This window comes from Bradyrhizobium sp. CIAT3101 (genome assembly GCF_029714945.1).
Classification (GTDB): domain Bacteria; phylum Pseudomonadota; class Alphaproteobacteria; order Rhizobiales; family Xanthobacteraceae; genus Bradyrhizobium.
Window position 1 is genome coordinate 4739304 of the sequence record NZ_CP121634.1, and the last position, 23600, is coordinate 4762903.

Annotated in this window: 19 protein-coding genes and 2 tRNA genes; 3 read left to right on the plus strand and 18 right to left on the minus strand. The window is 64.7% G+C overall.

All coding sequences use genetic code 11. The features are described 5' to 3' along the window. The first annotated feature begins 17 nt into the window (after window positions 1–17). Window positions 18–626, plus strand: coding sequence for a DNA-3-methyladenine glycosylase (locus tag QA645_RS22400; protein ID WP_254131404.1), 609 nt, complete (start codon window positions 18–20; stop codon window positions 624–626). On the opposite strand, the gene QA645_RS22405 is transcribed toward QA645_RS22400, so the two are convergent. The 10 genes from QA645_RS22405 to QA645_RS22450 all read right to left on the minus strand — a co-directional run bounded on the left by QA645_RS22405 (window position 623) and on the right by QA645_RS22450 (window position 11851). Next, window positions 623–3499 carry a valine--tRNA ligase gene (locus QA645_RS22405; protein ID WP_283043952.1) on the minus strand — a complete coding sequence of 959 codons (2877 nt, stop codon included), beginning with the start codon at window positions 3497–3499 and terminating at the stop codon, window positions 623–625. The two genes, QA645_RS22400 and QA645_RS22405, sit on opposite strands and share 4 nt — an antisense overlap. Window positions 3500–3627: 128 nt before the next feature. After that, the gene (locus QA645_RS22410; RefSeq protein WP_254131402.1) at window positions 3628–4410 is read right to left on the minus strand and encodes a DUF2497 domain-containing protein; all 783 of its coding nucleotides are present in this window, start codon (window positions 4408–4410) and stop codon (window positions 3628–3630) included. 302 nt (window positions 4411–4712) lie between these two features. After that, window positions 4713–6098, minus strand: a complete 1386-nt coding sequence (locus QA645_RS22415; protein ID WP_283043953.1) for a TolC family outer membrane protein — start codon at window positions 6096–6098, stop codon at window positions 4713–4715. A gap of 205 nt (window positions 6099–6303) precedes the next feature. Continuing rightward, the gene (locus QA645_RS22420; protein ID WP_254193676.1) at window positions 6304–6966 is read right to left on the minus strand and encodes a protein-L-isoaspartate O-methyltransferase; all 663 of its coding nucleotides are present in this window, start codon (window positions 6964–6966) and stop codon (window positions 6304–6306) included. Between the two features lie 136 nt (window positions 6967–7102). Then, on the minus strand, window positions 7103–7282 hold the full coding sequence (locus tag QA645_RS22425) for a hypothetical protein (protein WP_254131400.1): 180 nt from the start codon (window positions 7280–7282) through the stop codon (window positions 7103–7105). 213 nt (window positions 7283–7495) lie between these two features. Further along, a tRNA-Asn gene (locus QA645_RS22430) sits at window positions 7496–7570 on the minus strand. Window positions 7571–7705: 135 nt separating this feature from the next. After that, on the minus strand, window positions 7706–8077 hold the full coding sequence (locus QA645_RS22435; RefSeq protein ID WP_254193674.1) for a hypothetical protein: 372 nt from the start codon (window positions 8075–8077) through the stop codon (window positions 7706–7708). 213 nt (window positions 8078–8290) lie between these two features. After that, window positions 8291–9997, minus strand: coding sequence for a flotillin domain-containing protein (locus QA645_RS22440; RefSeq protein ID WP_283043954.1), 1707 nt, complete (start codon window positions 9995–9997; stop codon window positions 8291–8293). A gap of 11 nt (window positions 9998–10008) precedes the next feature. Further along, window positions 10009–10677 (minus strand): OB-fold-containig protein, encoded by a 669-nt coding sequence (locus tag QA645_RS22445; protein ID WP_283043955.1) that lies wholly within the window; start codon window positions 10675–10677, stop codon window positions 10009–10011. 10 nt (window positions 10678–10687) lie between these two features. Further along, window positions 10688–11851, minus strand: coding sequence for a PspA/IM30 family protein (locus QA645_RS22450; protein ID WP_283043956.1), 1164 nt, complete (start codon window positions 11849–11851; stop codon window positions 10688–10690). A 449-nt stretch (window positions 11852–12300) separates the two neighbouring features. Here QA645_RS22450 and QA645_RS22455 point away from each other — a divergent pair, with 449 nt between their 5' ends. Beyond that, on the plus strand, window positions 12301–13443 hold the full coding sequence (locus QA645_RS22455) for a transporter substrate-binding domain-containing protein (RefSeq protein ID WP_283043957.1): 1143 nt from the start codon (window positions 12301–12303) through the stop codon (window positions 13441–13443). 238 nt (window positions 13444–13681) lie between these two features. Here the strand turns inward: QA645_RS22455 and QA645_RS22460 are convergent, their stop codons facing one another. After that, window positions 13682–13945 (minus strand): hypothetical protein, encoded by a 264-nt coding sequence (locus tag QA645_RS22460; protein ID WP_283043958.1) that lies wholly within the window; start codon window positions 13943–13945, stop codon window positions 13682–13684. Window positions 13946–14215: 270 nt separating this feature from the next. On the opposite strand from QA645_RS22460, the gene QA645_RS22465 reads away from it, so the two are divergent. After that, window positions 14216–14410 carry a hypothetical protein gene (locus QA645_RS22465; protein WP_254131393.1) on the plus strand — a complete coding sequence of 65 codons (195 nt, stop codon included), beginning with the start codon at window positions 14216–14218 and terminating at the stop codon, window positions 14408–14410. A 45-nt stretch (window positions 14411–14455) separates the two neighbouring features. Here QA645_RS22465 and QA645_RS22470 read toward each other — a convergent pair whose 3' ends face one another. The 7 genes from QA645_RS22470 to QA645_RS22500 form a co-directional block, all read right to left on the minus strand. Continuing rightward, window positions 14456–14602 (minus strand): hypothetical protein, encoded by a 147-nt coding sequence (locus QA645_RS22470; RefSeq protein WP_283043959.1) that lies wholly within the window; start codon window positions 14600–14602, stop codon window positions 14456–14458. Between the two features lie 190 nt (window positions 14603–14792). Then, window positions 14793–14866 (minus strand) — tRNA-Cys (locus QA645_RS22475). 56 nt (window positions 14867–14922) lie between these two features. Beyond that, a complete protein-coding gene (locus QA645_RS22480; protein ID WP_283043960.1) occupies window positions 14923–15675 on the minus strand; it encodes an ABC transporter ATP-binding protein in 753 nt (250 codons plus the stop codon). An 8-nt stretch (window positions 15676–15683) separates the two neighbouring features. Then, window positions 15684–16400, minus strand: coding sequence for an ABC transporter permease (locus QA645_RS22485; protein ID WP_283043961.1), 717 nt, complete (start codon window positions 16398–16400; stop codon window positions 15684–15686). A 157-nt stretch (window positions 16401–16557) separates the two neighbouring features. Further along, entirely contained in the window at window positions 16558–17298 is a 741-nt protein-coding gene (locus QA645_RS22490) for a tRNA-uridine aminocarboxypropyltransferase (protein WP_283043962.1), read from the minus strand. Between the two features lie 36 nt (window positions 17299–17334). Next, complete coding sequence (locus QA645_RS22495) at window positions 17335–20442, minus strand: efflux RND transporter permease subunit (protein ID WP_283043963.1); 3108 nt, start codon at window positions 20440–20442, stop codon at window positions 17335–17337. Beyond that, window positions 20442–23594, minus strand: coding sequence for an efflux RND transporter permease subunit (locus tag QA645_RS22500; RefSeq protein WP_283043964.1), 3153 nt, complete (start codon window positions 23592–23594; stop codon window positions 20442–20444). Before QA645_RS22500 ends, QA645_RS22495 begins: the two co-directional genes overlap by 1 nt. Window positions 23595–23600: the final 6 nt, after the last annotated feature.

Here is a 23600-nt window from a genome sequence, read left to right on the forward strand (position 1 = left end):
GGCGATTCTCACCTCGAATGGCTCCAACCTCGAAGACTTCCACACCGCGGCTTGGCAAGGCGCTGAAGCGTGCCTTTTTCGCGCGCAGCGTCCGCGAGGTCGCCCCCGATCTGATCGGGGCCACCATGCTGGTCGACGGCGTCGGCGGGATCATCGTCGAGGTCGAGGCCTATCATCATACCGAGCCTGCGGCACACTCCTACAACGGCCCGACGCCGCGGAACCAGATCATGTTCGGCCCGCCCGGCTTTGCCTATGTCTACCGTTCCTACGGCATCCATTGGTGCGTCAACTTCGTCTGCGAGGAGGAAGGCTCGGCCGCCGCCGTGCTGATCCGTGCGCTGGAACCGACGCATGGCCTCGCCGCAATGCGCCGCCGCCGCCACGCGGTCGATGTGCACGCGCTGTGCTCGGGCCCGGGTAAGCTGACCGAGGCGCTCGGGATCACCATCGCGCACAACACCCTGCCGCTGGACCGTCCGCCGATCGCGCTGCATGCGCGGACAGAGGATGTCGCGGTCGCAACCGGCATCCGGATCGGCATCACCAAGGCCGTCGAGCTGCCCTGGCGCTATGGCGTCAAGGGCTCGAAATTCCTCAGCAAGCCGTTCCCGAAATCGGTTTAGGACGCCTGCTTCAGCCGCTCCAGCGCCTCGAGCAGCTTGGCCTTGCGGGCCAGCGCCGCCTCGCGCTTTTCGCGCTCCTCCTCGACGACCTCTTCGGCCGCGTTGGCGACGAATTTCTCATTCGCCAGCTTCGACTCGGCGCGCTTGATGTCGGCGTCGGCCTTCGCGATCTCCTTGTCGAGACGCGTGCGCTCGGCGGCGAAATCGACCACGCCCTTCAACGGCAGCGCTGCCACCTCGCCACGCACAAGGAGCTGCACGGCGCCGTCAGGGGCTCGATCGGCGAAGGAGATGTCCGACAGCCGGGCCATGCGCTTGATGACGTCGGTCCAGCGCGGCGCACGCTCCCTGGTCTCGGCCGAGGCGCCGGCGAGCACAAGCGCCGTCAAGGTCGCCGGCGCAATGTTCATCTCGGCACGCACCGAGCGGATCTGCGTGATGAGGTCGATCACCCAGCCGATCTCGGCTTCCGCCTTGGGATCGCTGAAGTCGGCATGGTCGAAGATCGGCATGACAAAGGCAGGCGAGATCAGCGGATCGGTCGGTCCGGCCGCAGCCGCGAGCATCGCAAGCTGCTCCGGCGTCGGACCGGACGGCTTCAGCGGCCATGGCGCCAGCGCGAGCAGGCTATCGCGCTTGGCCGTCACCTCCCACAGCTCTTCGGTGATGAAGGGCATGAAGGGGTGCAGCAGCTTCAGGATCTCGTCCCGCGCCCAGGCGACCATGGCCCGGGTTTCGTCCTTCGCAGGGCTGTCCGGACCAAGCAGCACGGGCTTGGCGAGCTCGACATACCAGTCACAATAGACGTTCCAGACGAAGCGGTAGATCGCGCCGGCGGCATCGTTGAAGCGATAGGCTTCGATCGCCTCGGTCACCTCGCGCGTGGTGTGCGCGCTCTCATGCGCGATCCAGCGGTTCAGCGTCTCCTTGGCCTTCGCCGGCTCGAAACCTTCGGGCACGGCGCAATGGTTCATCTCGGCGAACCGGGACGCGTTCCAAAGCTTGGTTGCGAAATTGCGATAGCCCTCGACGCGGCTGGTGGCGAGCTTGATGTCGCGGCCCTGTGCCGCCATCGCGGCCAGCGTGAAGCGCAGCGCGTCCGCGCCGTATTCGTCGATCAGGTTGAGCGGATCGATGACGTTGCCCTTCGACTTCGACATCTTGGCGCCCTTCTCGTCACGGACGAGGGCGTGGATGTAGATGGTCGAGAACGGCACCTCCTTCATGAAGTGCAGGCCCATCATCATCATCCGGGCAACCCAGAAGAAGATGATGTCGAAGCCGGTCACCAGCGCGTTGGTCGGGTAGTAGCGCTTCACCTCGGGCGCGTCTTCGGGCCAGCCGAGCGTCGAGAACGGCCACAGCGCCGAGGAGAACCAGGTGTCGAGCACGTCCTCGTCCCGGGTGATGAAGCCTTCACGCTTGTTGCGGTCGAGCGCCATCTCGCGGCCCTGCTCGGCCGTGATGACTTCCTGCTCGACATAATAGCCAAGCGCGTGGCTGATCGCCTCCTCCTCGGTCTCCGCGACGAACACCTTGCCGTCGGGACCGTACCAGGCCGGGATCTGATGGCCCCACCAGAGCTGGCGCGAGATGCACCAGGGCTGGATGTTCTCCATCCACTCGAAATAGGTCTTTTCCCAGTTCTTCGGGACGAACGAGGTCTCGCCCGAACGCACCGCCGCGATCGCGGGCTTCGCGAGCGTCTTGGCGTCGACGTACCACTGATCGGTCAGGTACGGTTCGATCACGCTGTTGGAGCGGTCGCCATGCGGCACCATGTGGGTGTGCGGCTCGATGCGCTCGACGAAGCCGAAGCTCTCCAGCCGCTCGACGATGCGCTTGCGCGCAGCAAAGCGGTCGACCTTGTTGAACTCCTCGGCGAACTGCGAGGCGCCTTCCGGCAGGCCCTTCAGATAGTCCTCGTTGTCGACGAGATCGAGGCAGCCTTCCTTGTCGAGCACGCTGATGCGACGCAGGCCGTGGCGGTTGCCGACCTCGAAATCGTTGAAGTCGTGCGCCGGCGTCACCTTCACCGCGCCCGAGCCCTTTTCCGGATCGGAATAGTCGTCGGCGACGATCTTGATCTTGCGGCCGACCAGCGGCAGGACGACGTTCTTGCCGACCAGCTTCTGGTAGCGCTCATCCTCCGGATGCACCGCCACGCCGGTATCGCCGAGCATGGTCTCGGGCCGCGTCGTGGCGACCACGATGAAGGTCGTGGGATCCTCGGGATTGAACGTCTTGCCTTCGATCGGATAGCGCAGATACCAGAGGTGGCCCTTCACCTCGGTCTGCTGCACTTCGAGATCGGAGATCGCGGTCAAGAGCTTGGTGTCCCAGTTCACCAGCCGCTTGTCCTTGTAGATCAGGCCGTCGCGGTGCAGCTCGACGAACACCTTGATGACGGCCTTGGAAAGGCCCTCGTCCATGGTGAAGCGTTCGCGCGACCAGTCGCAGGAGGCGCCGAGACGCTTGAGCTGGTTGATGATGGTGTCGCCGCTCTCGGCCTTCCACTGCCAGACCCGCTCGAGAAACTTCTCGCGGCCCATCTCGCGACGGCCGGGCTGCTGGCGCTCCATCAGCTGCCGCTCGACCACCATCTGGGTGGCGATACCGGCATGGTCGGTCCCGGGTTGCCACAGCACGTCGCGGCCCCGCATGCGCTCAAAGCGGCACAGGATGTCCTGGAGCGTGTTGTTGAGGGCGTGGCCCATGTGCAGCGAGCCCGTCACGTTCGGCGGCGGGATCACGATGGTAAAGGGCACGGCGTCGCGGCGGTCGGGACGACCCGCCTTGAACGCAAGGCTGTCCTCCCACACGACGGACATGCGGGCTTCGATATCGGCGGGCTGGTAGTTTTTCTCGATCATGGGGCGCTAGAAAGCCGTGCGCGGGGTTCAAGTCAACGGAAAGCTCAGCGGCAAAAGGGCTTTCCGGCCCGACCGGCAGGTCGACTATGACGCAGGAGCAGGGCTTTATCGGGGCCGGGCGGCCCCGTTTAGCGGCCGCCGCGCGAGACCCGCTCGATTTCGGCCTTCACGATGCGTTCGACAAGGCCCGGCAGGTTGTCGTCGAGCCAGGATTTCAGCATCGGCCGCAGCATCTCCTTGACCAGATCCTCCAGCGTCCGCGCATTGCTGCTGAGCACCGTGTGGGCCAGTGAGTTGAAAGCGGATTCGACTGCCGAGACGGTCGACTGGGCGAGGATCGGCTGCTGCGGCGGCAGCGGCGGCGCGTCGAAATCCACCGGCGCATAGGACGGCGCGGGTGTCGAACGAGGCGGCGGCGCTTCGGCGAATTCGAGATCGTCGCGCGGCTCGACCCTGCGGAAGTTCGGCGGCGGCGGCGCCGGTGTCGGCTCCGGATCCATCGCCATCTCGTCGGTCAATTCGAGCACGTCGGGTTCGGGCTCGGGTTCAGGTTCCGGAGCACGAATCTCGGGCGCAGCCGTGGCCGTATCGAGCCCTGCCAGCAGCGCGTCGATGTCGTCCTGGCTATTGGGGCCAGCATCCGCTGCGGGCGCGGGAGGCGGTGGCGGCGCCGGAGCAGGCTTCGCAGCCGGAGGTGGTACGGGCTTCTCGGCAGCCGGTTTTGCCGGCGCGACCTTGGACGGCGGAATGTCGGCCATCGCCTGCGGCTTCGGTGCGGGAGCGGCGGGCGCCGGCGCGGGCTTGGCAGCCTCTGCCGGCGGCGGCTTCGCCTCATCGTCGGCAATGATGCGCCGGATCGAGGCCAGAATCTCCTCCATGGAGGGTTCTGTGACCTTTGCAGGCTGCGTCATCTCCGACTCCACATCATCAACGCCCTCGCATGCGTTGTTTTACACCAAGCACGACAGGATTGGCCGGTTCCGGATGTGTGCCCCGACATTTTCGTCGCGACAGCCAGACTTGTCCCCAGATCACGGCTCAACGTGAGGCGGCGCGCCCTGCCCCGTCACTCAAGCATTACGCATGCAACATTGGATGCGGGACGAATCGACCCGCAGCTTCTTGGCAAGGCTATGTCAGGGCTTTTGATGATTGCAAGCAAAGCACCGGTCGGACTCGTCTGTTTGCGAGGCCGACCGGAGGACTACGGGACTTAGCGTCCGTCAGGCGTGCGCACGCCGACCCAGCTGTCGCGGACCTGCTGGTAATGCACGCTCGGATCGTAGACGGTGGTGCTGAGGCCAAGCACCTGCGGTGCAAGGCGGCCGACCGCGCTGAGCACGGAGTAGGACGCGACCACGCGGTCGTGCTGCGCGGTGACGAGCGCGACGCGCGCGTTCACCAAAGCCTGCTGGGCATTGAGGACGTCGAGCGTGGTGCGCTGACCGGCCTTGGCCTCTTCGCGCACGCCGTTCAGCGCAATCTCGGACGCCGTGACCTGAGCCTGCGCCGATTGCACCTGCGCCTTGCCGGCTTCCAGCTGGCCCCAGGCCTGCACGACGTTGGCGCGGGTCTGGTCACGCGTCGTTTCGAGATTCAGGCGCTGCTGCGCCAGGTTCTCTTTCGATTGGCGGATCAGCGAGTATTCGGCGCCGCCTTGAAAGATCGGGATAGAAGCAGTCGCGATAGCGGACGCCGTATTGGTTCGGAAAACCGTCAGGGTCTGCTGATAACCCGTACTGACACCAGCCTGGACCGAGACTGTCGGCAGCAGCGCGCCTTCGTTGACCTTGACCTGAAGATAGTTGACGTCGATGCCGTACATCGCAGCGGTCACGCTGGGGTTTTCCACCAGGCTCAGGCTGACGGCGGTCGCGATCGTCCCGGGCAGGAAGCGATCGACCGGCGAGCCCGGGGCAAGGTTCGTCGGCTCGTTGCCGATGATCCGGCGGAAGTTCGCGCGCGTCGTCGTCAGATTCGATTCGGCGGTGAGGGCTTGGGTCTTGCCGGCGGCCAGCTGGGCTTCGGATTGCGCCACGTCCGTGCGCGTGACCTCGCCGACATTGAAGCGGTCGCGGGTTTGCTTGAGGGTCTGTTCGAGCACGCGCACGTTGCTGCGCTGGACTTCGAGGGTGGCCGCGTCCCGCAGGTAGTCCATGTAGCTCGTGGCAGCCTGCAGCAGGACCGTCTGCTCGAGCACACGCAACGCTTCGCGGGCACCCGAGACCTGGCTTTCCGCCGCGCGCGTCTTGTTGGCGGTCTGATTGCCGTTATAGAGCGTCTGGTTGACGGTCAGGCTGGCGCTGTTGGACTGAGGGATGCCATTGATCGTGGTGCCCTTCTGCAACGCCTGGATATCCTGATACTGATAACCGGTGCCGAGGGTCACATTGACCTTGGGACGATATCCCGACAGCGCCTGCGGCACGTTCTCGTCGGTCGAGCGCACCTGGGCGCGCTGTGCGTTGAGCTGCGGATTGTTCTGATAGGCGCGAACCAGCGCGGCCTCGATCGTATCCGCCAATGCAGGCACCGGCCCGGCAAGCGCCGCCAGGAGAACCGAAACCGCTGCTCCGGTGAAGAACTTCACCCCATGCATCCTTGAAAATCCGTTCATTCTCACGTCAGGCTCGTGCCCGCGAGCCTGGTTACCGTATCCAAGTGGAGTCGTTGCCCCGTAGCAACATAGGACGCGGCCGCGCGCAACGGAACTACCTGAGGGGAGTTCTCAGCGGAAACTCTTCACGTGCAGCATCCCGGCCACACTTCTGATTCAGAACGGGATTTTAACGGGGTTTCGGCGGTCAGAAGACGAAGGCGGCGGCCCGTTCCAGGCCCGGAAGCACCGGGGCGGCGGCGTCGAACAGCGGCCGATGGCCGAATTCGCCGTGGGTACGGGTCACGATCATGGCCCGCGACGGCCGGGATTCGGCCGAGACGCCCACCAGGCGCCCCCCTTCCCGGAGCTGGCCGAACAGCCCGTCCGGCGTCACTTCGGTCGCGCCGTTGAGGATGATCACATCATAGGGCGCGGCAGCCGGGTCGCCCTCGGCGCTGGCGGCGGCCTTGCAGGTGACGTTGCTGAGCCCGATTGCGGCGAAGGCATCCTTGGCTTTCGCGGCCAAAGCCGAATCGCTCTCCGTGGCCGTGACCTGGTGCGCAAGCTTCGCGGCAAGCGCGGCGAGGTAGCCGGTGGCACAGCCAACGACCAGCACGTTGTCGCCTTCGCCGATCTCGGCGGCCTGGAGCAGCTTGCCGATCAGCTGCGGCTTGATCAGGAAGCGCTTGGCGCCACCCTCGCTCACATCGAGATCGAGGTCGAGATAGGCCAGCGCCTGCCGGCTCGCCGGCACGAACGCCTCGCGCGGAACCGTGAGCATGGCATCGAGAATGCGGCGATCGGTGACGTCATTGGTGCGCACCTGGCCATCGACCATTTTTTGGCGCGCGGTCGAGAAACCGGACATTTGCGGACCCTGCAAGGCGGACGATGCCGCGGACGAAAGTTGGCGGCATATTTGGAGCAGGCTCCGCGAAAACGCAACACGTCCGTTGGCCGGTGAAGCAACGGCGATGCAACGCAGGTATCGGAGGCGAGATGCCCTATTCGATCGCGACGGCGAGCCGGCCGATCAGGGCCGCGACTTCGTCCAGCCGCGCCGAATCGGGGGTCTCGACCGCACGGGCGAGACAGGCCAGGCACTCATCGTCGCTCAATTCGGGAATGTCGGCCGGCAGAATCGAGGGGGCCAGGCGGGCGCGGTCGATCTGGATGTCGGGCATGGGAATCAGCTCCGTAAGAGTCCGGCCCGATCACGCTCGATTTGAATTAAGTCGATTTGGCGCCGTCGGCGTGGCTGCGGTGCCGCCGCCATACACATCCAGTTGATCGCGATTCTGCGGGGGCCAAGGCGGAACACCACTGAGAAATTGAGCGAGCAGCATCGTACGTCGCATCAGCGAGCGTCGGCAAACAATTGAAAATGAAGCGGAATTTGGCTCCCCGGGCTGGATTCGAACCAGCGACCATCCGATTAACAGTCGGATGCTCTACCGCTGAGCTACCGAGGAAAAGGCGAACCAGTCGTTCGCGCGCGGCTGCGTATAACAAAGCCGCTTGCGCTTGCAAAGGACGAATTCGCCATCCCTCGCAAAGCATCGAGGAAGGGCCTCTCCGGCCCCTCCCCTTGGCCATCCGGGCCGATATTACTCGGCGATGAAGGACGTGGTCTTGGTGCCGGGGTCGTAGCGCAGCCGAAGCGCGGTCATCTTGCAGAGGTTGACATTTTTCCAGAGCACAGACTCGTCATAGTTCTGCCAGTCGACGCGGATGTTCCAGACGCAGCCCTCGTCGTCCTCCTCGAACTCGACATAGGTCGAGGCCTGGTTCTGCAAAACCTTGTCCAGCTCGTTGTCCCATTCGTCCAAGCCATCGTCCGGCGCGTTGAAGCCGAGGAATTTGATGGCATAGCCGGTCTCGTTGACGACGGTGACGTTGCGGGCATCGGCGGCGAACGACGACGGAGTAGCTACGATCGCAAGTCCGATCGCGACCAGTCCAGACAGAAAAAACTTCATGTGAAATTCTCCGGATCGAAACAGGCTCCGGCGCCTGACGTCGATCGGCGCAGGCGCCGCGGCAACCGATGGCGTTGCCTGGGAGGGTTCGTCCGGAGCGAGATCGAGAGGTTCGATACGCCCTCAATCCACGCTCCGGCTCGTTGCGCGACGCGAGACGCGCAACGAGCCAGTTCTTATCGATTCGAATTCTCAGCAGCAATGAACCGGCATTCATAGATCGGCGGTGTTTGCTTTCTCCGGCGCAGGCACGGTCGCAGGCGCGACCGCAGCACCATTGGCCTTGCAGGTCACGGCGCCGACCAGCGCCTTCACCGGATCATCGCCCGGTGCAAAACCGCTCTGGCGCAGGATCTCGTCGATCATCGGACGCAGCGCGTGAACCTTGAGAAGCTCGCCGGCGAGCCCCTCACCGAAGCCGACGCCGCCCGCAGCGCCATTACCATTGCCGCCGAAAGCGCCGCCGGTGTGCAGGATGCGGACGTCCTTGAGGTTGGCGATCGGTCTGACCATCTCGGCCAGCGCCGACGGCATCGTCTCGATCCGCTTCTTGGCGATCTCGAAATCGATGACGTTGGCGCCGAGCTTGTTCTGCGCCTCGTTCTTCATGGTGATGACGGCAGCCTCGGCCTCACCGATGTTGCGGACGCCGACCGCCTTGATCTTGTTGGACTCGGCTTCGGCCGTGGCCAGCGTCTTGACGGCCTCGGCGCGGTCGAGCGATGCCTTCTTCTCGGCTTCGGCGGCGACGATCAGCTCGGTCGATTTGCGCTCGGCTTCCGTGCGCGCGGCGAGCACCTGGGTCAGGCGGGCGCGATCGGCGACCTCGACCGCGCGTGCGGTGACGACCTTTTCCTCTGCGGAGACGGCCAGCGCTTCCGCAGTCTTGGCTTCGGCCACGGCCTCCGAAGTCTGCTTGCTCTTGGACGCGATCTGGATCTCGTTCTCCTGGGTGGCGATCTGGATCTCGCGCTGGGCGTCGGTCTTGCGCTTGTTGATGGCGAGGTCCGACTCGATGACCGCGGTTTCCTTGACCTGCTTGGCTCCCGCCTCCTTTTCCGCGACGGCCCGATCGGTGTCGATGCGGGCATTCTCCTCGGTCAGGCGCGCGGTCTGCGTGGCGGTCGCGACTTCCGCGCGGGTGCTCGCGGTCTTGTTGGCGATGTCGCGCTCCTGCGACAGCTCGGCCTCCTTCTTGGTCCGCTCGATGGTCAGGGTCTGCTGCCGTGCCTCGAGGTCTTTCTGGGCGATCGCGACCTCGTTGTCGCGCACGATGGCGTTACGGTCGCGCCGGCGGGTTTCGGTAATGGTCTTCAGTTGGGTCAAACCTTCGGCGTCGAAGAAGTTTTCCGGATTGAAGAACTTGACGTCGGTCTGGTCCAGCTTAGTCAGGGACACCGACTCCAGTTCGAGGCCGTTCGACTTGACGTCGGACTCCACGGTCGATTGCACGTGCTTGACGAAGTCCGAACGCTTTTCCTGAAGTTCCAGAATGGTCATGGTCGCCGCGACCGAGCGCAGGCCGTCGACGAATTTGGCCTCGACCTGGTTGCGCAACGCTTCGGCATCGTTGGTCAGCGCACCCAGCGTCTGGCTCGCCAGCGCGATGCTCTCCTCGTCGGGCCGGACGCGGACGTAGAACTCAGCGACGATGTCGACGCGCAAACGGTCCTTGGTGATGAGCGATTCCCGCTCCTTGCGCTCGACGGTCAGCCGCAGCGTCTTCAGGTTGATGCTGCCATAGGAGTGAAAGATCGGCAGGATCATGGCGCCACCGTCGAGCACGACCTTCTTGCCGCCGAGGCCAGTGCGCACGAACGCCTCGTCGCGCGTGGCGCGCTTATAGAGGATGGTGAAGATGATCCCGAGGACAACGATCAGCGCGACGCCGATCATGGCCGGGACTGCGATGTCGAACATGACTTTCTCCGCTAATGGACTTGCTGGCTTAGAGTGGGTTTGGTCGGTTTGAGTTCATCGTCGGCCTTCACCGCGACGAAACGGGTGTCGACGCGATCAACCAGGAGGACGAGGGTCCCCTGCGGCAATGGCGCCGAGTCGGGTGCGGCGACCGCCAGTACAAAATGCCTGTTGCCGTGCACGTCGGCGACGCTGACGCGACCGGGCGGTCCCTGGTCGAGGGGACCAACCACGACCTCACCGACGCGGCCGACGAGATCGCCGAGGCCGACCGCATAGCTTTCGTCCTTGGGGATGATGCGCGCGATGCCGCTGCTGGCGGCGCGGACCAGTGGGACCGAGACGACGACCGCCGCGAGTGAAGCGATCGAGGCCGGCAAGGGACCGGCCACCATCCGCGCGACATCCTGGATCAGGAAACCGGTGATGGAAAAGGCGCCGAGCGCCAGCAGCAGGAAGATCAGCAGCGGCACGCCGCCGACATTCATCCAGGAGATGGCGTTGATCACGCCGTTGTCGCTGGGATGGCTGAAATCGACGCTGGTGCCGAGCATCTCGCTGAGCGAGGCTCCGACCAGCATCGTGACCACTTCGAGCGTGCCGACGATGAGGATCATGGCCGCGGCGATCGCGAACGGCCTGACCTCGGGCGACATGACGTGTTCGAGCAATGCGCTCATGACACGAACCTCAGGAGCGCGACTTCAACCGCGCGAGCCTCGCCGCAATCTCCTTGTTGCGATGCAACGCGCTGAGCTCGTCGATGTCGCTGGAATAAGGAATGCCCGGCGGCACGCCGGTGACGCGGGCCACTGCCCTGCCCGCGCGCAACGCCTTGCCCGCCGCGGACGTGCCGCCACGTTTGCGGGGCGAGGTCGAGGCCTGGTGGCTGGCCGCCGCCTCGCTCTTCTCCAGATCGACGCGCCGCTGCTCGGCATCCTGGAGCGCCGAGAGCACCGCACGCAGCGACGTCACGCATTGCTCGATCTTCTCGTTGTTCTCGTCGATGGCGCGGGAGAGCACCTCGAACTGCGCTTCCAGGTCCATCTGCCGCGCGATGCCGGCGCGGGCAAGATCGTCGCGGCCATCTGCGATCGCACCCTCAATCTTGGCGGCGAGATCGGTCATCTCGCGTTCGATCTCGGTGCGGCGCGCATTGAGGCGATATTCCTCGGCGCGCGCGGCCGCGAGCGCATCGCGCGCCTCGCTCTCGGCACGCTCGATCTCGCGGATGGCCTGGCCGACCACTTTCAGCTTGTTGTTGCCTTCCGCCTGCTCGATCGCGTCATAGGCGATGCCGGCGATCAGACGTCCGACCCGGGACAGGAAATTTTCGGGAGCGGCAGCGATGGTATCCATAGCGTTCTCCTCCTCTGGCAGACTGTTCGGCGTGACGCCGTAGTGAACCTCGAAACCGTCGTCGGTGCGGATCAGGTGCGCGGGCACGCTCTGGCCCCAGCCCTCCGCGTAGCCGGCGTAGTCGAAGGGCACGCTGAAGCGTCCCTGTACGGTCGATATCGAAATCGTGGCCGGGCCTTTGATCTTGGCGAGCTTGTCGTCGAGCGGCAGGCGGCGGCCTTGTGCCGCGCGATAGTCGGCGCGGTCGCGCAGGCCCAGCGTCACCAGCCGCGACGGCAGCGCGGTCTCCTTGCGGATCGGCTCATAGGCATGGGCATGCAGCAGCACGACGTTGGAGCCCACATTATGGGTCCGCGCGACCTCGTCGAGAATCTCCATCATGCGGTCATAGGCCTGGAACGTCGCCTCCATCGCGGCCTTGGCGGCCGGGTCAGGGGCTAGCCTGTAACGCAGCGCCGATGGCGCATGTCGGGGCGACGGGCTCATGGAAAGCACTAAAGCACCATTTTGGTGCTTTACAAGGGGGGAGCTCAATCACGTTCCACTGATCCTGATGCACTCGGAGGGTTAGTCGCTGTCGCCCGGGGCTGCGTTCAAGGCGCGCCATCACCTCTAAATCACCGCGGATCAAGACTTCTTGCACGCGCGGGTTGCAATTTTACGGAAAGTCCCTGCGGACCCGGAACAGGATGCGGTGTGGGCGCGGCCGTCTCCCAACCGTCACGCCCCCTCTGACCGGGGGTGAGGTGAAGGAGGAATGCGTCAAATCAGAATTTCCGTAAAGGCGAATATGTTGCCGGGCGTGGATTGACGGGGGCGCGGTGTGCTTTGCCCGACGGCCAACACGAGGGATGGTGTTTTGTACGGGACTGCGCCATCAATCCGGAACGGGACTGTCCTCAAGCGTCCGCCGACAGCGCGGTTCGAGACCGGGAAACCCATCGATGCCTCGTCCGCAACCGGCGACCAGCTCTCGCGCTCGAAGCGATCGGCTGCCCTGGTCGGTCGTAGCCAATGTCGTGCGCGGGCTGGTATGGGCACTGCTCGTCTGCATGACCTGGTCGCCGGCTCAGGCCGAGACCGCCAAGCTCCGGGTGGCGACCCGCATCGTGCCGCCCATGGTCGTCGAGAAGAACGGCACGCTGACCGGCTTCAGTATCGAGCTCTGGAACAGCATTGGCAGACAACTGAACCGCGAGACCGAATACGTCGTGTTGCCCGATGTGCGCGAATTGCTCGATGCCGTGGGACATGGACAGGCCGATCTCGCCATCGCAGCCATCTCGATCACGTCGGAGCGGGAAGACAGATTCGACTTCTCTCAGCCGATCATGAACTCCGGCCTGCAGATTCTTGTTCGCGGCACGGCCGTGAATGTCGAGGCCAATCCGCTGCGCGAGCTGGCGCAACTGTTCTTCTCGCGCACCCTGCTGGTCTGGCTCGGCATCGCGCTTCTCCTGATCCTCGTGCCGGCGCATCTGATGTTCCTGGTCGAGCGCACGCATCACAGCGGGATCATTCCAACCAGGAACTATTTCCCGGGAATCTTCCATGCGATGTTCTGGGCGGCAGGCACGCTGGCCACCCAGGCGGATCAAATGCCACGGCACTGGATGGCGCGGATCGTCGCCGTGCTGTGGATGTTCACGGGCGTCGTGTTCGTTGCCTTCTACACGGCGCAGCTGACGGCTTCACTGACCGTGCAACAGATCAAGGGACCGATTAACGGCCCGCAGGATCTCGTCGGCAAGACCGTCGGTACGACGCGAGGAAGCACCGCGACCGCCTATCTGAACGAGGTCAAGGCTCAGATGGTCGAGTTTGAGAAGGTCGACGACCTCTACAATGCCCTGTTGAACCACGAGATCGACGCGGTCGTGTTCGATGCACCCGCGCTGCTCTACTACACGACCCACGATGGCCGGGGATCGGCGCGGACCGTCGGCGAGGTGTTCCACAAGGAAGATTACGGCATCGTCTTTCCGACCGGCAGCCCGTTGCGCAAGCAGGTCAACGAAGCCCTGTTGGGGCTACGCGAGAGCGACAGGTACCAGAGGATCTATGAGGAATGGTTCGGCAAGCGCTAGATCGGCCTGCCGAAACGAGATCCAGTCGTGCGGGCCACGAGGCTCCGACAAATCAGATGATTTTGCTGCCAGACGAAACTGTTTCATAAATCTGACAGATATGATTCGACGACCTATCGGAATTGCGCCGGATATCCGCCATTCAACAGCTTCTCCGCAGCATATCAACAGGCCGGGCCTGACGGATTTGCGCTGACCGCACAAAGTACTTGCTGCGCACAAATCCACAGGGGGGCCGTCAGCCGCCCGCCTGGTCGAACACGGTGCGGCAAGCCTCGCTCAAGCTTGAGCGGTTACGGCGCAGGCAGGCCGTGATGGCGCGGACGTTGGGGATTTCACCGGCGCAGAGCCGGTAGACGTCGGGGGTGCAGGCCCGGCGCTGCTCCGGCGTGCCCTGCTGCGCACTCGCGGCGGTGGCGAACAGCGTCAGGAACAGCCCGACCGTTGAGGCGCGACGCGCCCGGCTTCTCACACCCGCAAACCGCAAGAACCTCGCCTTCATGACCAGTCTCCTGTCTGCCCTGCTCGCCCGGCCTGCGTTGGCCGGTGTGGGCGTATGGGTAGGAGGAATAAATCGCGCCGGATGTGATCTCTTTCACACTGGCCGCTGCCTGGAGACGCCTAAAGTTCCATCCGGGGATCTCTGGGGATTTTTCAGGAATCGCTAACCAAACGGATCTCGATCGGCCGATCGTTAAAATGCGAACGATCGGGTCAATCGGGAAACAAACCGGCTTTGCGACAGTGCGCCATCCGCGTTCCGGAGGGTGTGATGAGCGAAGCCGAATTCAACTTGATGCTGGAAGCCGTCCGCGACGCCATGATCAATGAAGATTTCGCGCCCGCGCCGGAGGAGGAATTCGTGCCCCGCTCGTGGAGCTTTTTCGCGACGCCCAAGGCCGCGAATGACAATGAGGGTGCCTGGCCCCTCGTGCCCTTTCCGGACGGCTGGTACGCCGCCTGCTGAGACCTTCCGGCCCGACCTGATTGCGGGCCTCGGGGCCTGCTGCGATCAATTCTTGACGCTATCCTCGTCGTCCCGCTGCGCCCGGTCGGGTGCAGCCGGCGGGAAGATGCTGTCATAGATCGCGCGCGCCTCGGCAATGAGGCGGGCCCGCTCCAGCTCGGATTTCGGGATAAATCGGACGATCTCGCCCACGTGCTCTCCAGCGCTCGATTGTCGGGACTGCATCCCTTCGCAGATGCGAAGGTTGTGCCATCCGGCCTGAATCGAGGGTTTCCAGCAAGCCCCGGGCAAACCCGGTGGGCATGGCTCGGCCAGTTCCGTCCGCACCATCGGCGGAACGCGGCAAAACCAAAATTTATGCTGAAATATCAGAAGCTTGTGATGGAGGCCACGACCAGAATTGAACTGGTGTACACGGTTTTGCAGACCGTTGCGTAACCACTCCGCCACGTGGCCCCGTAAGGGCGGAGCAATATAGGGGATCAACGGCTTAGGCAACCCCGACCGGCCGGTTACACCTTGGCAGCCCCGAGGTATCTGGCAAGAATCTCCTCAGTCGTGCCCGCCGCGGTGATCCGCCCCTCCTCCAGCAGGATGGCGCGGTTGCAGCTGCTCTTGATCAGGTCGACGTCGTGCGAGGCCAGCACCAGGATGCCGGCGCGGGCCACGATCTCGTCGAGGCGCTGCCGCGCTTTTTTCCGGAAATGCTGGTCGCCGACGCCGATCCATTCGTCGAGCAGCACGATCTCGCCCTCGACGGCGGTGGCGACCGCAAAAATCAGGCGCAGCATCATGCCGCTGGAATAGGTCCGTAGCGGCAGGTCGAGCCGGTCGCCGAGCTCGGTGAATTCAGCGATCTCCGCGCGCCGCGCATCGATCTCGGTCCGCCGGGCACCGATCACCAGGCCGCGGCGCATGATGTTCTCGTAGCCGGTCGCCTCTTCGTCGAAGCCGGCCGACAGGTCGAACAGCGACAGGCAGCGGCCGAGCACGTCGATGCTGCCTGAGGTCGGATGGTAGATGCCGGCAAGGACCCGCAGCAGCGTTGTCTTGCCGGCGCCGTTGGCGCCGACGATGGCGACACGATCCCCGGCACGGATGTCGAGGTCGATGCCATCGAGCGCAGTGACGATGTGCGGACGGGCTGCCTCGCGGCGCAAGGTCACGGCGCGAACGAAGCGGCTGCGCAGCGAACGGTCGCGGAACGACAGCACCGGAAACGTGACCGAGACGTTGCGCAGCACGATATGGGCCGTGGTGCTCATCCCGCCCCTCACAGCCAATAGGCCACGCGGTGGCGGAATTTTGCGTAGCACCCCAGCCCGACGGCGGTGACGGCGATTGCGTAAGCCAGGCCGAGCAGCCATTGCTCCGCATCCATCGGCTGCGACAACAGCGGCCTGCGCACGAGATCGAGCAGCGTCGCGAACGGATTGACTCGCGTCAGCCAATGGAACGCGGTGCCGCGCACGCTGTCCTCGGTCCAGATCACTGGCGTGAGGAAGAAGATGAATTGCAGGCCGCTCACGATCGCGGATCCGATGTCGCGAAAGCGCGCGCAGAGCATGCCAAGCGCAACCGAGCCGCCGAGCAGCACGACGAGCAGGATCGCAAAGCCCGGCACGACGAGCAGCATGCTCGCGTGCAGCGGCCAGGGCATCACGATGTAGAGCAGGACGACGATGAGGAGATGATGGGCGAAGATCAGCACGTTGCGCGCGATCATCTGCAGCACGTGCACGATCAGCGGTGCCGGCACCGCCTTGATCAGATGGCCGGAGGCCACGAAGATGTTGGAACCTTCCTGCAGCGTCGTGGCGATCAGCGTCCAGACGATCAGGCCAACCGCGAAGGACGGCAGGAAGGCGGTGATATCCTGCTTGAACAGCGCGGCGTAGACCGTGCCGACACTGACGATCGTCGCCGCAAGCGTCAGCGTGATCCAGAGCGGCCCGATCACGGTACGCCGGTAGCGCAGCGAAATGTCCATTAGGGCGAGCGTGCCCCAACGATCGAACTGCGCTGCCTGGGCCAGGATCTCCTTCGCTGCGCTCTGAATTCGGCTGCCCCTTCTGCTCCGGCTCGGACGGTCTGTATCTGCCCGCTCCTGACAGGGCAATCAACCGTACGGACGAGATCGGCTCACATCAGGACCGTTTGCCGCGCCGGAAATCGCGTCGCCGGCCTTTCGGCGCCGGCTTTGGCGCCAGTTCCGGCATCTCGGCCTGAACTTCGCGGTAGCGCGTCAACAGCCGTTCAAAACTGGCGTTCAGCGTCTCGGCGATGTCGGGACGCCGCTCGAGGCCCGCCAGCAGCGTTGCGGCTGCCTCGATGGTCGACAGTCCGTCCTTGCGCGGCTCCTTGCGCAACCGCCCGTAGCGTGACGGGCGCTTCGGGTTGAGGATCACGCGTTGGCATTTCAGCATCCAGGGATTGCGCCACCACAACGCCTTGGCCTGGCTCCAGGTCCCGTCGAGCAGCACCACGCCTTCGAGCTTATTGAAGATGGCGCGCTGGTTGTCGGCGACCTCGCCCTTGCGGTTGAGCGCCACGATCTCGCTGTCCACATCGAGATCGGCGGCGCGGGACGAGCCGAGATAGAGCACGGCCCAATGCGAGGCGTTCTCGATGGGGTACCCGAGTGCCTTGGACAGGCTCGGCCAGGACAGGCCGACGCGAACCGTGGCATTCTCGAAGTGCTTGGCCAGCAGCCGCGCGGTCCCGAGCGCCCTGTCCTGCTCCTGCGGATGCTGGAGGATCAGGAGCGACAGCTCGTTCTCGATCGGTGTGACACTGTCGCAGATGCAGAGCGGCATCGGCTTTTGGCAATGCGGGCATTCGGGAATCGGCTCCGGCGCTGCGGCCGCGGTTTCAGCTGGGTTCGACATGTCGCCGCTATACGCTCGAAGCCGCGCTGCAACAACCTATTCCGCCGGCGCCGCGAGCGCTTGCGGCTCGGACCGCCGGCGCAGACGGTCGATCAGGAGGTAGATCACGGGCGTGGTGTAGAGCGTCAGGATCTGCGAGACGAACAAGCCGCCGATGATGGTGATGCCGAGCGGGCGGCGCAGCTCCGTGCCCGGCCCGGTCGCGACGACCAGCGGAATGCCGGCGAACAGCGCCGCCATGGTCGTCATCAGGATCGGGCGGAAGCGTGCCTGGCAGGCCTCGAAGATCGCTTCGGCAGACGACAGGCCACGCTGGCGTTCGGCATCGAGCGCGAAGTCGACCATCATGATGCCGTTCTTCTTGACGATGCCGATCAACAGGATGATGCCGACGAAGGCGATCACCGTCAGCGGCGTGTTGGTGATCTGGAGCGCGAGCAGCGCGCCGAGGCCGGCAGAAGGCAGCGTCGAGATGATCGTGAGCGGATGGGCCAAGCTCTCATAGAGCACGCCGAGCACGATATACATCGCGACCAGCGCACCGAGGATGAGCAGCGGCTGCCGGCCGCTGGTCTTGGCGAAATCGCCGGCGTTGCCGTCAAAGCTGCCGCGGATGCCTTCAGGCATGTGCAACTCGTCGACCGCGCGCTGGATGTTTTGCGTCGCGGCCTGAAGGTCGACGTCAGGCAACGTGTTGAACGACACCGTCGTCGAAGGCACCGACTGCGAATGATAGACCGCGAGCGCAGCCAGCCCGCGCTTCGCGTGGACCACGGCCGACAGGGGCACCTGCACGTCGCCCGAGCCGGCGACATAGATGCGATCGAGATTGGACGGATCGACCTGGAATTTCGGGTCGATCTCCAGCACGGTCATGTACTGGTTGCGCTGGGTGTAGATGATCGCGATCTGGCGCTGCGAGAAGGCGTTGTTCAGGGCGTTGTCGATGTCCTGAACCCTGACACCGAGCGCTGCAGCCTTCTGGCGGTCGATGTTCAGTGTCAGCTGGAGTCCGCCGGGATCGCGGTCGCTGGAAATGTCGGTGATGCCCTCGACCGTCTCCATGCGCTTGGCCACGATCGGTGCCCACTTCTGCAAGAGGTCGAGGTCGGTGCTCGAAAGCGTGTACTGGTAGTTGGAATCGCTCTGCCGACCGCCGGCGCGGACGTCCTGGGCGGCGAACATGAAGAGACGGATGCCGGGTACGGGGAAAAGTGCCTTCCGCAACCGGTCGATCACGATCTGGGTCGAGATATGATCGCGCTCCTCGGGCGGCTTCAGGCTGATGAACATGGTACCTCGGTTCGAGGTCGCTCCACCTGGTCCCCCCACTCCGCTGCCGACCGTGGAGCCGATGCCGGCCACGGCTGGATCCTGCATCACGATGTCGGCGAGGCGTTGCTGCAAGGTCAGCATCGACTGGAATGAGATATCAGCCGAGGCGCGCGTGGCACCAATGACGAAGCCGGAATCGTCGACCGGGAAATCGGATTTGGGAATCTTGATGTAGAGCGTTACAGTTAGACCAATGGTGGCAAAGAAGACCAGAAGCGTTAACAACGGAAATTCGAGCACAGCGCGTAAAGTGTGGGTATAAAAGGCGACGACACGCGATAGCAGACCTTCGATGATGCGATCGAACAGCGTCGCGGTCCCCGATGTTGTCTGCCGGATGTAATGGGCGCAGATCATCGGCGTCACGGTCAGCGATACCAGCGTCGAGACGACGATAGCGAAGGTCAGCGTCAATGAAAATTCACGCAGCAGGCGTCCCTGAATCCCGTTCATGAAAAGGAGCGGCGTGAACGCCGCGATCAGCGACAGGCTGATCGAAACGACCGTGAATCCGATCTGCTTGGCACCCTCCAGCGCCGCCTGCATCGGCCGCATGCCGTGCTCGAGATTGCGGAACATGTTCTCGATCATGACGATGGCGTCGTCGACCACGAAACCGACCGAGATCGCGAGCGCCATCAGCGACAGATTGTCGATCGAGAAGCCCGCGACCCACATCCCGGCACAGGTACCGGCCAGCGCCAGCGGCACCGAAATGCCGGCCGCGACCGTCGGCGTCACCCGGCGCAGGAACACGAACACGACGACCATCACCAGGACCGCGGTCGCGAGCAGCGTCCACTGCATGTCCATCACGCTGGCGCGGATCGTGGTGGTGCGGTCGACCAGCGTGGACACGTCGACGCCGGCCGGGATCCATTGCTTCAACTCGGGGACCAGCGCCTTCACCCGGTCGACGGTGTCGATGACGTTGGCGTCGCCCTGCTTGGTGATCTGGATCAGCACCGCCGGCTGCTTGTTGAACCAGGCGATGGAGCGCGCGTTGCGGACGCTGTCCTCGATGTCGGCGACGTCGGAGAGCCGGACGAAATTGCCGTTCGAACTCTTGATGACGATGTCACGGAATTCCTTGGCCGTGCGCATCTGCCTGTTCAGCGACAGCGTCTCGCTCTGGCGCTCGCCGTTGAAGATGCCGACGGGACCGAGCGGGTTGGCGTTGATGATGGCGGTCCGGACGTCGTCGGTCGCGATCCCCGCATTCGACAGCGCCACCGGATTGAGCTGGATCCGCACCGCCGGCTGGTCCGCGCCCGACACGGTCACATCGCCCACGCCCGGCACCTGCGAGATGCGCTGCGCCAGCACGGTATCGGCGACGTCGTAGATGGCGCTGGCGGACAGCGTCTTGGAGGTCAGCGCCAGCACGAAGACGGGGGCGCCTGCCGTATTCGCCTTGCGGAAGCGCGGCAGCGCCGGCAGGTCGCTGGGAAGGTCGACCAGCGCGGCGTTGATGGCGGCCTGCACGTCGCGCGCCGCCTTGTCGATGTTGCGGCCGATATCGAACTGGAGCTGGATGTTGGCCGTGCCGAGAGAGCTCGTCGACGTGATCTGGTTGATGCCTGCGATTTCGCCGAGCCGCCGTTCTAGCGGCGCAGCCACGGTCGCGGCCATCACGGAAGGGTCGGCACCGGGACGGCTCGCCGAGACGAAGATGGCGGGGAAGTCGACATTCGGGACCGAAGCAACCGGCAGGAACTCGTAGGCGACGCCCCCCAGCAGAAACAGCCCGATCGACAGCAGCGTGGTTGCGACGGGGCGGCGGATGAAGGGCTCCGAGATCGACGCCATCACTGCATCCCCTCGGTCGCGCCCGCCGTCGGCGGCGCGTCGGGCTCCGGCGGCGGCAGCGCCTGTTCGAGGCGGCGGTTGATGCGGTCGAGCGCGAGATAGATCACCGGCGTGGTGTAGAGCGTCAGCAGCTGGCTCAGCAGCAGGCCGCCGATGATGGAGATGCCGAGCGGGAAGCGCAGCTCTGCACCGGTGCCGCTCTCGATCGCCAGCGGCAGCGCGCCGAACAGCGCGGCCAGCGTCGTCATCATGATCGGGCGGAAGCGCAACAGACATGCCTGCACGATCGCCTCATGCGCCGGCATGCCCTGCCCGCGCTCGGCCTCCAGCGCGAAGTCGATCATCATGATCGCGTTCTTCTTGACGATGCCCATCAGCAGGATGATGCCGATCAGGCCGATGACCGAGAGATCCTGCCCGCACAGGATCAGCGCCAGGATGGCGCCGACGCCGGCCGAGGGCAGCGTCGAGAGAATCGTGATCGGGTGGATGTAGCTCTCGTAGAGCACGCCGAGCACGATGTAGATCGTGATCACGGCAGCAAGCAGCAGCCAGGGCTGGCCTGCGAGCGCCTTGGCGAATTCGGCGGCGTCGCCGGCATAGACGCCGACGATGCTGTTGGGCATTTCAATCCGGGTCTCGATCGCCTTCACCGCCTCGACGGCATCGCCGAGCGCGGCGCCCGGCGCGAGGTTGAAGGAGAGCGAGATCGCCGGGAATTGCGCCTGGTGCGAGATCGCCAGTGGCGCCGTGGTGCGCTTCAGCGTCGCCACCGCGTCGAGCGGGACCTGCGCGTTGGGCGCGCCGACCACCGAGCTGCTGGCCCCGCCCGGCAGATATAGCTTCGACAGGATCGAGGGATCGCGCTGGTACATCGGCAGCGCTTCCAGCACCACGCGGTACTGGTTTGCCTGGCCGTAGATGGTCGATATCTGCCGCTGCGCAAAGGCATCGTTGAGCGTGTCGGTGATGGCCTGCAGGCTGACGCCGAGCTGCCCGGCCCGGGTGCGGTCGACGTCGAGCTGCGCGCGCAGGCCGCCCTCCTGGGCCTCCGAGGAGACGTCACGGAACAGGGGATCGTGCCGCATCTCGTCGACGAGCTTCTTCGCCCATTCCGACACCAGCGTCGCATCGGTACCGGTCAGCGTGTACTGGTATTGCGACCGGCTCGACTGGGTCGAGATCTGCACGTCCTGCACAGGCTGGAAGTAGACGGTCATGCCGGGGATGCCGGCGACCTTCTCCTTCAGCCGGGCAATGACGACGCTGACATCGTCACGCCGCTCGCCGCGAGGCGTCAGGCTCATGACCAGGCGTCCGACATTGGTGGTCGGGTTGACCGAGCCCGCGCCGATCACCGAGACCACGCCGGTCACGTCGGGGTCGGCCTTGATGGCGTCGGCGATCTCGGCCTGCCGCTTCTGCATCTCTCCGAACGAGACATCGGGCCCCGCCTCCGTCACAGCCGTGATCGAGGCGGTGTCCTGGAGCGGCAAAAAGCCCTTCGGTGCGACGACATAGAGCACCAGCGTCGCGACCAGCGTGGCAAAGGTCACGACCAGCGTGGTGCGCTGGTGCCGCAACACCACGAGCAGCGTGCGGTGGTAGAAGTCGACGGTGCGGTCGATGAAGCGACTGATGGCAGCCAGCCCCGGCACCGCCAGCTCCTCATGGGCGTGCTTGAGCAGGCGCGAGCACATCATCGGCGTCAGCGTCAGCGACACCACCGCCGAGGTCACGACCGCGATCGTCAAGGTCAGCGCGAATTCGCGGAACATGCGGCCGACCAGGCCCGACATGAACAGCAGCGGGATGAACACCGCGATCAGCGACACCGTCAGCGAGGTCACGGTGAAGCCGATCTCGCTCGCGCCCTTGAGCGAGGCGGTCATTGCGCTGTCGCCATTCTCCATATGGCGAACGATGTTCTCGATCATGACGATGGCGTCGTCGACCACGAAGCCGGTGCCGATCGTGAGCGCCATCAGCGACAGATTGTCGAGGCTGAAGCCGGCAAAATACATGATGCCGAAGCTCGTGATCAGCGACAGCGGCAGCGCTACGCCCGCGATCAACGTGGCGCGCAGCGAGCGCAGGAACAAGAGCACCACCAGCGTCACCAGCACCACGCTGAGGATCAGCGTGAACTGCACGTCGTGGACGGAGGCGCGAATGGTGACGGTGCGGTCGGAGACGATGGTCAGGTGCACGCCGGCCGGTATGGCGCGCTGGACCTTCGGGATCTCGGCGCGGATCTGGCTGACGACGTCGATGACATTGGCGCCAGGCTGGCGCTGGATGTCGATGATGACGGCCGGCGTGCCCTGGTACCAGCCGCCGGTGCGATCATTCTCGAGCCCGTCGACGATCTGCGCGACGTCGCCGATCGTGACCGGCGAACCGTTGCGATAGGCGATGATGATCGGCCTGTAGGCGTCGGCGGCGGCGATCTGGTCGTTGGCCGCGATGATGTAGGATTGCTGGGCGCCGTCGAGGGAGCCCTTCGGCCCCGAGACGTTGGCGTTGGCAATCGCGTTGCGCAGATCCTCCATGGCGATGCCGTAGGCAGCCAGCCGCGCCAGATCCGCCTGGATGCGCACGGCCGGCTTCAGCCCGCCGAGCACGGAAACACGACCCACGCCGGAAATCTGGCTGAGCCGCTGCGCCAGCAGCGTGTCGGCGATATCGCTCATCGCGCGCAGCGAGATCGTATCCGAGCGCAGCGCCAGCGTCATCACGGGCGCATCCGCCGGGTTCACCTTGGCGTAGGTCGGCGGGTAAGGCAGCGTCTTGGGCAAGACGCCTGCGGCGGCGTTGATCGCGGCCTGCACGTCCTGCGTCGCGCCGTCGATGTCGCGGTTGAGATCGAACTGCAGCGAGATCTGGCTGACGCCGAACGAACTCGTCGAATTCATCGCCGTCAGCGACGGGATCTGCCCGAGCTGCCGCTCCAGCGGCGCGGTGATCAGCGAAGCGATCACGTCGGGACTCGCGCCCGGCAGCTGCGTCGACACCTGCACGGTCGGGAAATCGACCTGCGGCAACGCGGAGACCGGCAGCGCGAAATAGCCGAGCGCGCCGCCAATCAGCAGCGCAATACCGAGCAACGAGGTTGCGATCGGCCGGCGGATGAAGGGTTCTGAGACACCCATGAGATG